Raw genomic sequence first — 14,634 nt, 5'->3', positions numbered from 1 at the left:
TTTATCCTTTGACAAATATCTAAGCCGACTACTTTAGGTCAAAAAAGGTTCTGTCGTTCAGAAAATGAAATGGAGTATCTCATGCGTTTGTCGTGTCAGCCCAAATGGACTGACTGATTTATATCAAAGTACTGATAAGGTCTGAGTTAAGCCAGTTCAAGCTTAGCTTGTCTTCCCAAGCATCCTTAAACCTTTTGAATAGGTTGACCCTAGACTTGATTGAAATAGCTTATAAATCGCAAAGCACCACATCAAGAAAGTCATCACTAAGGAAGGAATTAGCCAAGATGGATTTCGATAAGTAAGCACCGCAGTGTTTTGACCTTGACGAGATATCAGTTTGGGCATCCCTATTTCTGTGACATTATTAGTTGAAATACTAAAAGACTTTCCATTTACCGTCAAGTCGCTATTATGGTAAAGTACTGCTGGTAAGATAACCTCCTTCTCTTTGTTCGTTTTCCAACGGTAAATCACTTTTTGCTTACCGACGCTAACTTGGAAGGATTGAGGGTTATTGATAACGTGTGCACGGTACATATTGTAGTAATGCTTGAAAGTATAGCTGTCTGCTAGTTCATCAGTATCACCATATTTGGGTAAGTAATCCGCCATGTAGGCTTCTGTCAGGTTAATAAACTGAGATAAATCTGATGAATTGACTGCCTTTTGAAATTCCTCTCTAGAGACATTCACTTTGATAAAATAATCTCTGGTCATAAAGCTATGATAACGTCTGATTGATCCTAGATAGACATGCCCTACACCATATAGAACAGAAAAACCTAGCAAAACCAAGATTGTTGCTCTCAGATTTACTGATGACGTCGCATAAGTGAAAAACAAACCAAGACTAATCAGTAGTAAAATAATCGCATAATCAAAGAAACGATGCGGAAATTGTACCAATTCAACCAAACTATAGCCTTTACCCACAAACCATTCCCATGGGAACCAACTCGTAGATAAATAGATAAAAATCATATAAATTAATCCAATATAGAGGACACGACGACTTCTTTTTTGAAACGCCCAAATCATCATCATAACCAAATGCAACACCATCAAAATAAATGTCGATCGTGGTGCCAAGTGAACTTTAGCATAGCGGTTAATGGTATCAGTTAAAAAGGTGCCGTTAACGTAAACAGGTATAATCTGATTATATCGATACAGATGGCTAAAGCTTAGCCATAGATTAGGGGTTAAAGCTAAAAAAATCACTATCGCCTTGATTAACTCCTGAACATCTCTCCACTTATGTGAGGACTTAAACCAAGCTACCGAAAAAATAAATAAGTAAATCAAGATAAGGAATAGGGTCGAAAGTAGGTGAACCTGAGCCATAAAACCCACCGATATTCCTAAGCTCCATTTATTAAATCTTCCCGTTTTAAGATATTGTAGAGCTGGTAATAGACACAAGGGCATAAAAATAATCCCCCATGTCCTAAACCCTTGATTAGTCATCCAACTAACCAGAGGATAACTTACTGCAAAAAAGAGTGACAGTAAAATAGCATACGAACGCTTCACTTCTAGCTTTTTAAAGGTAACGTATAAAATACTACTCGATAAAAAATACAATAACCAAGATGAAAAAATATAGTAGCGAAACCACGTTCCAGTCAATAGGACCAACAGACCATTTAAGTAGGCAAAAATGGGTCCATACAAAACATTTATCATACGCCCCGTCGAATTAAAGCCATACAACGTTGCAAAATAAGAATAATTATTATGTTTGATTTGCATTGCAGCTTCATAAAATCGGTTATAGTGGAAACTTAAATCCCATCCTGTAGGAACCGAATGTTTGTAGATGGCAATAAGCATCAGTGTAGCAGAAAAGACTGCAAATAAGACATAAACATTTCTATCTCTCTCCAGGTAGCTAAAGATTTTCCGAATAAACTCTCCCTTTTTCCTCATTTAGAAACCTTTCTCTAACTATTTAATTTTAAACGACATCTAACATTTTACCATATGTCAACTCTATTTTGCGACTATTTGTTTCTATGACCGTAAGACCTTTATGATTTTACTAAAATCGTTAGAAAAATAAAAAACGAGGCTAGAACAAACGCTCTAAGCCTCTTAATGTTTTCAATTAGTATTACAAGTCCACTGACAGCGATCTTACAAGAAAGCATCCAGTAAAGATGCCCCACCACCGCCACCGTCTCCATTTCCTGTGACGATATGGTTTCCGATAACCCCTGCAAAGGTCTCAATATTGAGACTCTGCACATAGACCTCACCATAACCTCGGAAGGTATTGACCACACCTTCACCCGTTCCGATAGATTGAAGGAAGCCATTCTCCAAATGAATATCGTAGTCCAAGGTCGTGCTCCAAGCAACCACATGGGCATTATCAATCGTCATGGTTTCACCATTTAGGTCAAGTTTTTTGATGGAGCCAAAGGCATTGGCAAGAAGAGTCCCTTCACCTTCTGTTGTCATGACAAAAAGACCACCTTGACCACCAAAGAAAGCACGCCCCACAGATTGACGCTCCATGCGATATTGGGCAGAGCCATCAAGGGCTAGAAAGGCACCATCATTGAGACGATACTGCTTGCTCCCAAGTTCGAGAGCAATGACCTGACCAGGTACAGACGGTGCTAGAGCGAGCTTACCGTCATCTTGAATTGAAGTTGCTTCAGTAATAAAGAAGCTCTCACCAGAAGTCATGGCACGCCCCAAGGCACCCAGCATCTTTCCAAAACCAGAGCCACGACCATTGACACGGGTATTCAGCGTCACACTCGGCGTATGATAAACCATACTGCCACGCTGAATGTAGGCTTTCTCTCCTGCTTCAAGGGCAATTTCAACCAAAGGAAACTGCATATTGCTATCAATAGTGTAATTCATACGATTATCTGACATGAGATTCCTCCTATTTCACTTGGGTAATGCGTCCTGTGGCAACATCATAGTAGCCACCGTTAATCTCGACATCATCTGGAATCAGTGGAGAAGCTTTCAAAATAGCCATGTCCTCACGCACACTTTCTTCGATATCTGTAAAAGGAAGAAAGTCCTGGCCAGTCACATCCACCCCCAATTCACGGTGAATATGTTCAGCAAAAGCATCATTTGTAAAGGTCTGAGCCCCACAATCTGTATGGTGAAGAACAACAATTTCTCTGGTCCCCATCTGCTGCTGAGAAATAACCAGCGAGCGAATCATATCTTCTGTAGCACGACCACCAGCATTACGCAGGATATGGGCATCCCCAAGGGCTAAACCAAGAGCTGGGGCAACGTGCAAACGTGAATCCATGCAGGTCAAAATAGCCACCTTGGTCTTTGGTTTCAAAGGTAGATGCTGCGTTCCATGCAAGTCAACGTAGGCTTTGTTGGCCTTCATAAAATTCTCAAAGTAAGACATAGTGACTCCTCCCCTAAAAAGGTCCTCTGCAATAAAAATTGTCAGAATAGTAAAAACTTTCAGTTATGTTCTATCACTATCTTACCATTTTATACAAGGCTTGTCTTTATTGAAGTGTCGTGCTTTGGTAGCTTACTTATTGAAAAGTCGCTTCAAAAAGCCTTTCTTTTGATTTTGTTCCAATTGCTGACGTTGTAAATCAAGCAACTGCTTTTGCATCTCTTGTTGCTCTCTCATCTGCTCTTTCATGATAGCTAGTGTATCATCCATCTGTTCTTGTTGCTTGATATGATGGGTTTTATTATAGAGACGTCTGATTTCATCCGTTCCAAGAAAGCGGTCAAAGGCATCAATATTCAAAATCATACCACTATTTAGTAATTCAATACCAACACCTGCAGGCAATTTATTGTAGTACTCTGTCATATCTCTCTGCTTAGCAGCTTCAAACTTACTATTTCCAGCAAAGAGATTTTGGGTAATATTGAATTCCTGATCGTTGTTAGGATTGAAGCTAACACTCATGTAACGGTCACCACTCAAGAGTAATTGCCAATCACGCTTAAAGGTTGCCAAACCATAATCATAAGTTTCCCAAACATAATCAGGTAAATCCAACAAGAGACCATGGCGTTTCAAAATATCTTTGACAATATCCTTGGTCAAGGCAAGATAATCTCGTAAAAGTAGCTGACAATCTTCCTCTGTTAAATTATTCAAGCGGTGATTCAAATGATAAACAACTTCTTGATAAAGGTGGTCATTCAAACGCGTTTGCAAGTCACGGAAATCATAAACTTGCTCCTGCTCCTCTTTATAACGAGCAGTGATAGAAATGTAGTAGACACGTTTTCTAATCTCAGGTTTAAAAGAAACATTTTCCGTATTCGAGGTAATGATATTAACACCGTGGACTCCTGAAATGTCATTAGACCAAGACTTGATCGTACGCACTGCATCTTTACCACTGAAGAAAATCTCCCTGACCTCATCAATAATCAAAGGAGAGACAATCTCAGACCTCAGGTATTGGTCGATAAAAGCCAGTTGCGCATTGATATTCCGAGCCGTAGATGAACCGAGCGTCTCAAAACCAATCAATTGGGAATCATCTCCGATAAAAGTCTTGAAGTAATCACGAATCGTCAAGGTTTTTCCACTGGCCCCCTGACCTAGAAGAGCAAGAGTAATGGGAACTTGGTCTCGATTCTGACCCCTCTCATGATAAATCTGACGAATCTTCCAAATCAAGGGCGCTGTCATCAAATAGAGAAAGGCTGAAAAAATTTGCTGGCTTTCATCGGTTACCTTATTTTCCTTGTAAGACTTAACCACTTGGATAAAAGTCAACAGGTCCTCACGACTGGCATTTTGTGGTGGTAAAGCTTGCCCATCTCGAACCAGCTGATTATCATCTTGGTCATAAAGCCAGAGAGGGTGTGAAAAGGCAAGTGGCTCACTTTCAGTAATAGTACTGGTTTTCACCATTTTATAAGTTAAAGTTTTGACCTTATCAACCATGGTCTGACGCTCTGTTCGCTTGCGATTACCTTTCGGAGTATAGATGGTTTTAATGGTCTCTACAACTTCTGGTTCCACTTGATAAGTCATCTCAGACACACCACCTGCAATCTGAGAGAGGTCTTGACTATCTAGTTTAACCTTGGTATCAATATCTTCAAACAGCTGATCTGTTAAGAGAGCAACAACTTCCTCCTTGGACTTTTGATGCAAATCTGGTAACAGTTTACGGTCAATATAATCAACCGAATCTTCTTCAAAATGTTTTTCAAAAATCTTTGCGAAATCCTCGTAAATCGTCTCAGAACTCATCAGCTCATGCTTATTACCACGATAAAGCCACAACATCTCATGATTACTAGTCATGGCTTTTTGAGTCAGGTTCATAGACCCACTCAAAATAGCATAGTCTCCAGCATCGTTTTCCAAAATGAAGTACTTACTATGAAAAAGGGCTTCTTTTGTAAATTTTAATTGTAAACTTCCCTTTTCTAAGCGATTTAAAAATTCTGGACTAGCTTCAAGTAACTCCTGACTTCGACGATTCACGCTAAAGAGTTGTTCCAAATGTTGACCTGTTTTGCCATCTTCCATTCCCAAGATAAGATCAATCTGCTGGAATTGCGGCAGTAGTAATTCTTCGATAATCTTAAAACTACCAACAAAGCTAACACCCTTGAAAAACGTATAATCTTTTAATAACTCTTGAAAAGTTATTTTTAAAACAGACTGCTGGTTCATATCATAGATAATAAGCATACTAATTCTCCTCTATACTAAGCAAAAACCTTCTTCAATACTTCCCCGACAGTTGCTACCCCAATAACCTCAATCCCTTTTGGCAAATCAATCCCCTGCAAGGAATTCTTAGGAGCATAGATTTTAGTGAATCCGAGCTTAGCTGCTTCGTTGATGCGTTGTTCGATACGAGTGACTCGACGAATTTCTCCTGTCAATCCAATCTCACCGATAAAGGCTTCTTGAGGATTGGTCGGTTTTTCCTTATAGCTAGATGCAATAGCTACCGCGACAGCCAAATCAATAGCAGGCTCATCCAGTTTGACACCACCAGCCGACTTGAGGTAGGCATCTTGATTTTGCAAGAGCAGTCCACAACGTTTCTCCAAAACAGCCATTATTAAACTCGCTCGGTTAAAGTCTAGACCTGTTGTGGTGCGCTTAGCATTGCCAAAAACCGTCGGTGTCACAAGAGACTGCACCTCAGCCAAGATAGGACGGCTCCCCTCCATCGTGACGACAATAGCTGAGCCGGTCGCACCGTCAAGACGCTCCTCCAGAAAGACCTGACTGGGGTTGAGAACTTCGACCAAACCGCCTGATTGCATCTCAAAAATACCGATTTCATTTGTCGAACCAAAACGGTTCTTAACAGCACGTAAGATACGGAAGGTATGATGACGCTCACCTTCGAAATAAAGTACCGTATCTACCATGTGTTCCAGCATACGAGGACCCGCCAATGTTCCTTCTTTGGTCACATGACCAACGATGAAGGTTGCGATGTTGTTGGTCTTAGCTAACTGCATGAGTTCAGCAGTCACTTCACGAACCTGCGACACAGAACCCTGAACGCTAGAGACTTCTGGGCTCATGATGGTCTGGATAGAGTCAATAATCAGAAAATCAGGCTGAATTTTCTCAATCTCAGATCGAATGCTCTGCATATTGGTTTCAGCATAGAGGTAAAATTCATTGTCAATATTACCCAAGCGCTCGCTACGTAGCTTAATCTGCTCTGCCGATTCTTCCCCAGAAACGTAAAGAACTGTCCCCTTATCAGCTAGCTGAGTTGAAACCTGTAAGAGAAGGGTTGATTTTCCGATACCTGGGTCTCCACCAATAAGAACCAAACTACCAGGAACAACACCTCCACCAAGCACACGGTTGAACTCGTCCATGTCTGTCTTAGTACGAGCATAGTTGATCGACGACACATCCTTGAGCTTGGTCGGCTTACTTTTTTCACCCGTCAAGCTGACACGAGCGTTCTTGACCTCCTGAACTTCTACTTCTTCCACAAAGGAAGACCAAGACGAGCAGTTAGGACAGCGCCCTAGGTATTTGGGAGAATTGTAACCACACTCCTGACAAACAAAATTTGATTTTTTCTTAGCCATATCTAAAATGCCGAGCAAGATAAGCCCGGCGTCCTTTCATGTTTATTCTTACTTCCCAGTTGAGCCAAATCCACCTGTGCGAGTCCCAGTTGCCTCATCTCCATCAACCAACAAGAAAGGCATGAAGACTCCTTGAACGATACGCTCACCGACTTCAACAATAACAGTCTCATCAGTGATATTTTTCATTTGAGCAAAAATGTGACCCTCATTGTTAGGATTACCATAGTAATCACCATCAATCACTCCCACTGAGTTAATCAAAACCAAGCCCTTTTTACGAGGGTTTGAAGAGCGGTCAAAAAGATAAAGTACTTCGTTAGCCTGCATGTAAGCCTTGACACCAGTAGGCACTAGCTTAATCTCGCCAGGAGCCAGCTCAGTTGTCACCGCTGCCTTCAAATCATAACCAGCTGCATGAGCTGTCTCACGTTTTGGCAATAAATCTTGGTCGGTAAAGTCAGATACCAACTCAAATCCACGTATTTTTGTCATCACTACACACTCCTAATACATTTACAATTCTTCTATACTTAATTATCCGAAAGTTATTCTTCTTTATCAGGAACCTTGAAAAATAAAACGAAAGAAAAGAACAAGGTCATCACTGCTAACATTACTTTTATCGGCAACAAAGGCGCAAAGAAAATAGATATCCCCATCAGTAGATAGACTTGAAGAAGGATTTTTTTCTTCTTAGAGCGTGCGATAGAGCGTGTCTCAAGGTAATCACCCACATAAAAGTCATATACCTTTGTTTGTTTTAGCCATCGATCAAACTTTTGAGATGAACTGGCAAAGCAGGAACCTGCTAAAAGTAAAAATGGAGTCGTCGGAAGAAGGGGGACAACAATTCCAATAATCCCCAAGAAAAGACTCACAAAACCAACTGTTATTAAAAAAATTTTCTTCATAGTCCTATTCTACCATGCTCCTATCAAAATCTCAAAAAACTCTCATTTAAAGCGTTTTCAAAATAAAAACTTTTTGTTATAATAATTTGTGAAAAGTCTAACGAAATATCTCGCTAACCAACAGAAAGGAAAAATCATGAATCCATTTCAAGAAAAAATTGCTGCTGCTTGTGCTAAAAAAGAAGCACTCTTTGATGAAAGCCTTGCCCGCTATGCACTTCGCTCAATGTTTGCAGGAGCCTTCCTGACCATGTCCACAGCCGTCGGTGTTATCGGTGCCGATGTCATCTCTACAGGAATACCTGCCCTAGCTCGTTACGCTTTTGCTTTTATTTTTGCCTTTGGCTTAGCCTATGTCCTCTTCTTTAACGGCGAACTAGCAACTTCAAACATGATGTACCTCACAGCAGGAGCCTACCAAAAAAACATCACTTGGAAGAAAGCTATTACAATCCTAATCTACTGTACTTTCTTTAACTTCGTCGGTGCTACTATCTTAGCATGGCTATTTAACCAATCTTTCTCATACCAAAACCTATCTGATACTAGCTTCTTAGTCAATGCTGTGCAGACGAAACTCGCTAAAACAGACTGGCAAAACTTTACCGAAGGGATTACAGCCAATATCTTCGTAAACGTTGCTATCTTGGCTTATATCCTCATCAAAGAAGAATCTGCTAAAGTGCCACTCGTTATCTCAGCTATTTTTATGTTTGTCTTCCTTGTCAATGAACACTTGGTTGCCAACTTTGCATCATTTATGCTTGCAGCGTTCAGTCATGTTCAAGGTATCAAAGGCTTAGATATTGTCAATGTCCTTCGCCAATGGATTGTCGTCTTTTTCGGTAACTGGATTGGTGGCGGTCTCTTCATCGGAATCGCTTACGCATGGCTTAACAAAACTAAAACAAAACACATTGACTAAAAAAGCGCCATTGGCGCTTTTTGCTTATTCAAATACAAACTGGTTATGGTAAAGTTCCGCATAGAAGCCATTTTGTTCAAGCAATTCAAAATGGTTTCCTTGCTCTAGAACCTTGCCATCTTTCAAGACGATGATTTCATCAGCGTTCAAGATAGTTTTCAAACGGTGAGCGATAACAAAGCTGGTACGTCCAGCCACAATAGCTTCCATAGCTTTTTGAATTTTAGCCTCTGTCACAGTATCCACGTTTGATGTTGCTTCATCCAAGATAAGCACTTGTGGGTCTGTCAACAAGGTACGAGCAATGGAAATCAACTGTTTTTGACCAGTTGAGAAGACATTCTCATCATCTGTAACGTAGGTATCATATCCCTCAGGTAGCGTCATGATAAAGTCATGAATATGAGTAGCACGCGCTGCTGTTTCAACCATCTCGTCTGAAATCTTATCGTTACCAAATCGGATATTATCAGCAATCGTCCCTGAGAAGAGAACTGACTCTTGAAGAACGATACCGACATTCTCACGCAGGCTATCTAGGTCATAGTCACGAATATCAATCCCATCAAACTCAATAGCACCACCATCAACATCGTAGAAACGGTTGATGAGATTCATGATAGTTGTTTTACCAGACCCAGTCGGACCGACAACGGCAACCATTTTTCCTTTTGGAGCTGAGATAGAAACATTTTGAAGGACCTTTTGACCAGGTAGATAACCAAAAGTGATGTCTTTGATTTCCACACCTTCTTTAAGCTCTGTAAATTTTGGACCATTTTCTGGACGAACTTCTTCTTTTTCGTCAAACATTTCTTGAATACGCTCTGCACCCGTAAAGGCAAGTTGAAGTTCACCCCAGCTAGCGGCCACCTGCATGATTGGCTGATAGTATTGCTGTGAAAACTGAACAAAGGTAACCACCAAACCAAGTGCAGCAGCAGTTGTCATGGTTTTGTCATTGAGCAAAATAGCAGACCCCGCAAAGATAACAATGGCGGTATTGATGAGGCTCATTCCATTCATGATCGGGAAGAGTAGACCCGAGAAGAGGCGACCACGGAAGGTTGCCTTGCGAACACGGTCATTTCTTTCCATGAAACCTTGAATAGCATCCTCTTGTAAACCCTGAACGATAATAACCTTCTGACCAGAAATCTTCTCATCCATATAGGCATTTAGGGCACCAACTTCTTGTTGTTGAATATCAGTGTACTTACGAGCCGTCTTAATGATGACAATCAAAATCAGAAGAGCAATTGGCGTCGTCGCCACTGTAATCAAGGCCAAACGCACATCCTGAACAAACATTACGATCACTAGACCAATATATAGAATGACATTTTGAATCACAGAAGCTAGTGACTGATTGAGAGAGTTTTGGATATTGTCCAAGTCACTGGTAAAACGTGACAGGATATCACCATCTTGATGACGGTCAAAGAAGGCAACCGACAAACGACCCAATTTACCAAAGAGCCCCTTACGCATACGGTGCGTCGAATGGGCTACGATTCTAGCAAATAGAATCGAGTAAATCGCCATAGAGACCGATGTAAATACATAAGCCCAAAAAAGCTTTATCATAATGTCCCAGAAAAGAGAAAGGTCGATGCTAGAACCAGCAACATATGCCTGTGCTACAGTCGCCAAGTTAGCTATCGCTTGCCCCATAAAGACAGGTGCGATAACCTGTAACAAGGTCGATACGATGATAGAAGTAAGAATAATCGTCATAGAGAGTCGATACTTCTTAAAATAAAACCAGAAAAAACGAAGTGTCTTCATCTTCTACTCTAACTCCTTTCCTTTTTGAGTTTCATAAATTTCACGATAGACATCATTTGTTTGAACCAACTCTTTATGAGTTCCTTGCCCAATCAAGCGACCATCATCCAAAACTAAAATCTTGTCTGCTTTGACCACTGATGAAATCTTTTGCGCAATAATAATGGTCGTTGTGTCCTTAAGCTCATTGTTAAGAGCCTCTTGAACTAATTTCTCAGACTTAGCATCAAGAGCTGATGTTGAGTCATCTAAAACCAAAATTTTAGGATTTCCGATGACACCACGAGCGATTGACATCCGTTGCTTTTGACCACCAGAGAAGTTATTGCCTCGTTCTTCAACATGGCTGTGGTAGGTATCATCCATGCGTTCAATAAACTCAGCTGCCTGTGCAATACCTGCTGCACGCTCCAAGGTTAGTTGATCCGCATCTGCTCTTCCTTGACGTAAATTATCTGCGACTGTACCAGAGAAAAGAATAGCTTTTTGCAAAACAATAGAGACTGTTTGTCGCATAGTTTCTTGACTCAAGTCACGCAAATCTTTACCACCAATTTTAATAGAACCCTCCTGTGGGTCAAAAAGGCGGGGAATCATCTGGGCCAAAGTAGATTTACCAGCACCAGTAGCACCAACTACACCGATTGTTTGACCAGCCGCAGCTTCAAAAGTAATGTCTTTTAGCATTGGTGAATCATCGTTAGGGTAAGTAAAGGTCACATGCTCAAAGGACAAAGTTCCTTCTAAGTCCTCAGTTTCAGTCGTTTTAAAGGCCATAGCAGGATCTGTATTTAGCACTTCCTGAATACGTTTCAATGAGATTAAGGCGCGGCTGACCTGCATTCCCATAAAGCTAACCATAATAAGCGCAAACATAATTTGCATTAAGTAAGTTACAAATGATGTGATCGAGCTCACCGCATCAGTATCTGTTTTGATCAATGTTGACACAAACCAAACTGATACAAAAATTGCCATGTAAGAAACAAGCATCAAGATAGGTTGCAAAACAGCAAAACCATTACCGATAAAAAGACTGAGTTCAAAGAGTTCGTCTGACGTCTGACGGAACTTTGCATATTGCTGACGCTCTTGAACAAAAGACTTCACAACACGAACGCCACGTAGATTCTCTTTCGCAATACCATTTAACTTATCCATAAAGGCTTGAAATGGTCCAAATTTTGCTGACATCGTTCCTGTCACACCAAAGGAAACCACACCTACTAGAATGACCATCACGACAATAACCCACCATAAACTTGGAAGAGTTTGCACTGCAAGAATAAAGGAACCAATAAACAATAGAGGCAGACGCAACAAAACCTGAAAGAGCATCATCACTAAGTTTTGAATTTGATTGACATCGTTCGTCATACGAACAACCAAGTTACCCGCGTTAAATTCCTCAACATTGGCATAAGAAAAGGTTTGTATCTTCTTAAAGGTCTCCTCACGAATATCTGCTGAAACACTCTGTGCGATATGAGCAGAAATGATCGTATTAATTCCTCCACAAAGTAAACCAATTCCTGCAATAATCAATAATAAGATTCCAATAGAATAAATCTGTTCTTGATCATTGTTCAGAACAGCACTAAGCACATTGGTCAGATAGCGAGGTTGCAAAAGCATACTCGATACATAGCCCACTACCAAAAGAAATGATGCCAGAGCATACCACTTATACGGTTTCAGAACTTTTAAAAGCATATATCCTCCTAATATAAAATTAATTTTTATTCATAAAAATATGACACTCTAGCTACTATCTGAAATGATATTATTATAGTAGATTTGCCATTCTTTATTTTTACCGACTTTCCTATTTTACTGAATTTATTATAAAAGTCAAATTTATTAGTTTGTTTAATTTTTAAAGCATGAGATAACAGACAAAGCCCTATCCCTTATGATATAATGAACTGAATTACCCTTCTATAACAAAAGAGGAGAATAACTTATGACAAAACAAAAAATTGCTGTCCTAGGACCTGGCTCCTGGGGAACTGCCCTTGCTCAAGTCCTAAATGACAATGGACATGAGGTCCGTATTTGGGGAAATATCCCTGAACAGATTGATGAAATCAACCAACATCATACTAATAGTCTTTATTTCAAAGATATTGTTCTAGACGAAAACATCGTAGGCTACAAAGATCTCAACGAAACCTTAGCTGATGTTGACGCTGTTCTTTTTGTTGTCCCTACTAAGGTAACGCGTCTTGTTGCCAAACAAGTTGCTAAAGCCCTTGACCATAAGGTTGTCGTTATGCACGCTTCCAAAGGTCTTGAGCCTGGAACACATGAGCGCCTATCAACTATCCTCGAAGAAGAGATTCCAACTGAATTGCGTAGTGAAGTTGTTGTTGTATCTGGTCCAAGTCACGCTGAAGAAACTATTGTCCGCGACTTAACTTTGATCACTGCTGCTTCTAAAGATCTAGAAACAGCTAAATACGTCCAAAAACTCTTCAGCAATCACTATTTCCGTCTCTACACTAACACCGATGTTATTGGAGTGGAAACTGCGGGAGCGCTCAAAAATATCATCGCTGTCGGCGCTGGTGCCCTACATGGTCTTGGTTATGGTGATAATGCTAAAGCAGCTGTTATTACTCGTGGTCTTGCAGAAATTACCCGACTCGGCGTTAAACTCGGAGCAGACCCACTCACCTATAGTGGACTTTCTGGTGTCGGCGACTTGATTGTTACTGGAACATCTATCCACTCACGTAACTGGCGTGCTGGTGATGCCCTTGGACGTGGGGAAAAACTAGAAGATGTCGAACGCAACATGGGCATGGTCATCGAAGGGATTTCCACAACAAAAGTTGCCTATGAAATTGCTCAAGAATTAGGCGTCTACATGCCAATCACATCCGCCATTTACCGCTCAATTTATGAAGGTATGGACATCAAAGAAAGTATTCTTAACATGATGTCTAACGAATTACGCTCAGAAAATGAGTGGCACTAATATTATAATTGTGATATAATTTAATAAAGCAAATTATACAGGAGTTATCTATGCAAAAAGTAAGAAAGGCTGTCATCCCAGCTGCTGGACTTGGAACACGTTTCCTTCCAGCAACTAAAGCACTCGCTAAAGAAATGCTTCCTATTGTTGACAAACCAACCATTCAATTTATCGTTGAAGAAGCCCTCAAATCAGGTATCGAAGATATCCTTGTGGTCACTGGTAAGTCAAAACGTTCTATCGAAGATCACTTTGACTCAAATTTCGAATTGGAATACAATCTTAAAGAAAAAGGGAAAAATGACCTCTTGAAGCTAGTTGATGAAACAACTGGTATCAACCTTCATTTCATCCGCCAAAGCCACCCACGTGGTCTAGGTGACGCTGTTCTTCAAGCCAAAGCATTTGTCGGAAATGAGCCATTCGTTGTCATGCTCGGTGATGACCTCATGGATATCACTAATGAAACAGCCGTTCCTCTAACGAAGCAACTGATGAACGACTACGAAGAAACACATGCTTCTACAATCGCTGTTATGCCAGTTCCTCACGAAGAAGTTTCAGCTTATGGTGTGATTGCACCTCAAGGTGAAGGTGTCAATGGTCTTTACAGTGTTGAAACCTTCGTTGAAAAACCAGCTCCAGAAGAGGCACCGAGTGACCTTGCTATCATCGGACGCTACCTCTTGACACCTGAGATTTTCCAAATTCTTGAAACACAAAAACCTGGTGCTGGAAATGAAATCCAACTAACAGACGCTATCGACACACTTAACAAAACACAACGTGTTTTTGCTCGTGAATTCACTGGCGACCGATATGATGTTGGTGATAAATTCGGCTTCATGAAGACATCTATTGATTACGCCCTCAAACACCCTCAAGTTAAAGACGACTTAAAACAATATATCATTGATCTCGGTAAAGAACTTGACCAAAGTTCTCAAGATTAATCACCCATCTCAAAA

The 14,634-nt window shown here is 40.5% G+C and carries 12 protein-coding genes; 3 read left to right on the top strand and 9 right to left on the bottom strand.

Annotation, left to right across the window (positions count from 1 at the left end; all coding sequences use genetic code 11):
* Nucleotides 1–162: 162 nt before the first annotated feature.
* The 7 genes from JOC31_RS01555 to JOC31_RS01525 all read right to left on the bottom strand — a co-directional run bounded on the left by JOC31_RS01555 (nucleotide 163) and on the right by JOC31_RS01525 (nucleotide 7,973).
* A complete protein-coding gene (locus JOC31_RS01555; RefSeq protein WP_205016466.1) occupies nucleotides 163–1,932 on the bottom strand; it encodes a glycosyltransferase family protein in 1,770 nt (589 codons plus the stop codon).
* Between the two features lie 207 nt (nucleotides 1,933–2,139).
* Nucleotides 2,140–2,895, bottom strand: a complete 756-nt coding sequence (locus JOC31_RS01550; RefSeq protein ID WP_205016465.1) for a TIGR00266 family protein — start codon at nucleotides 2,893–2,895, stop codon at nucleotides 2,140–2,142.
* A gap of 10 nt (nucleotides 2,896–2,905) precedes the next feature.
* Complete coding sequence (locus JOC31_RS01545; protein WP_205016464.1) at nucleotides 2,906–3,400, bottom strand: beta-class carbonic anhydrase; 495 nt, start codon at nucleotides 3,398–3,400, stop codon at nucleotides 2,906–2,908.
* 132 nt (nucleotides 3,401–3,532) lie between these two features.
* Complete coding sequence (locus JOC31_RS01540) at nucleotides 3,533–5,680, bottom strand: phospholipase D family protein (RefSeq protein WP_205016463.1); 2,148 nt, start codon at nucleotides 5,678–5,680, stop codon at nucleotides 3,533–3,535.
* 17 nt (nucleotides 5,681–5,697) lie between these two features.
* Entirely contained in the window at nucleotides 5,698–7,059 is a 1,362-nt protein-coding gene (gene radA, locus JOC31_RS01535) for a DNA repair protein RadA (RefSeq protein ID WP_205016462.1), read from the bottom strand.
* Nucleotides 7,060–7,107: 48 nt separating this feature from the next.
* Nucleotides 7,108–7,554 (bottom strand): dUTP diphosphatase, encoded by a 447-nt coding sequence (locus tag JOC31_RS01530; protein ID WP_205016461.1) that lies wholly within the window; start codon nucleotides 7,552–7,554, stop codon nucleotides 7,108–7,110.
* A gap of 53 nt (nucleotides 7,555–7,607) precedes the next feature.
* Nucleotides 7,608–7,973 carry a YbaN family protein gene (locus tag JOC31_RS01525; protein ID WP_205016460.1) on the bottom strand — a complete coding sequence of 122 codons (366 nt, stop codon included), beginning with the start codon at nucleotides 7,971–7,973 and terminating at the stop codon, nucleotides 7,608–7,610.
* Between the two features lie 136 nt (nucleotides 7,974–8,109).
* On the opposite strand from JOC31_RS01525, the gene JOC31_RS01520 reads away from it, so the two are divergent.
* A complete protein-coding gene (locus tag JOC31_RS01520; protein WP_205016459.1) occupies nucleotides 8,110–8,898 on the top strand; it encodes a formate/nitrite transporter family protein in 789 nt (262 codons plus the stop codon).
* Between the two features lie 24 nt (nucleotides 8,899–8,922).
* Here the strand turns inward: JOC31_RS01520 and JOC31_RS01515 are convergent, their stop codons facing one another.
* Together JOC31_RS01515 and JOC31_RS01510 are read right to left on the bottom strand one after the other, a co-directional pair.
* Nucleotides 8,923–10,686 carry an ABC transporter ATP-binding protein gene (locus JOC31_RS01515; RefSeq protein WP_205016458.1) on the bottom strand — a complete coding sequence of 588 codons (1,764 nt, stop codon included), beginning with the start codon at nucleotides 10,684–10,686 and terminating at the stop codon, nucleotides 8,923–8,925.
* A 3-nt stretch (nucleotides 10,687–10,689) separates the two neighbouring features.
* The gene (locus JOC31_RS01510) at nucleotides 10,690–12,399 is read right to left on the bottom strand and encodes an ABC transporter ATP-binding protein (protein ID WP_205016457.1); all 1,710 of its coding nucleotides are present in this window, start codon (nucleotides 12,397–12,399) and stop codon (nucleotides 10,690–10,692) included.
* Nucleotides 12,400–12,649: 250 nt separating this feature from the next.
* Between JOC31_RS01510 and JOC31_RS01505 the strand changes: the two genes are divergently transcribed.
* Nucleotides 12,650–13,666: an NAD(P)H-dependent glycerol-3-phosphate dehydrogenase gene (locus JOC31_RS01505; RefSeq protein WP_205016456.1), complete on the top strand. Its 1,017-nt coding sequence runs from the start codon at nucleotides 12,650–12,652 to the stop codon at nucleotides 13,664–13,666.
* A gap of 50 nt (nucleotides 13,667–13,716) precedes the next feature.
* Entirely contained in the window at nucleotides 13,717–14,619 is a 903-nt protein-coding gene (gene galU, locus JOC31_RS01500) for a UTP--glucose-1-phosphate uridylyltransferase GalU (RefSeq protein ID WP_205016455.1), read from the top strand.
* Nucleotides 14,620–14,634 lie beyond the last annotated feature (15 nt).

Source organism: Streptococcus saliviloxodontae, from assembly GCF_016908655.1.
GTDB classification, from domain to species: Bacteria; Bacillota; Bacilli; order Lactobacillales; family Streptococcaceae; genus Streptococcus; species Streptococcus saliviloxodontae.
Note: the sequence above shows the minus strand (reverse complement) of the source record. Positions and strands in the feature narration are given on the sequence as shown.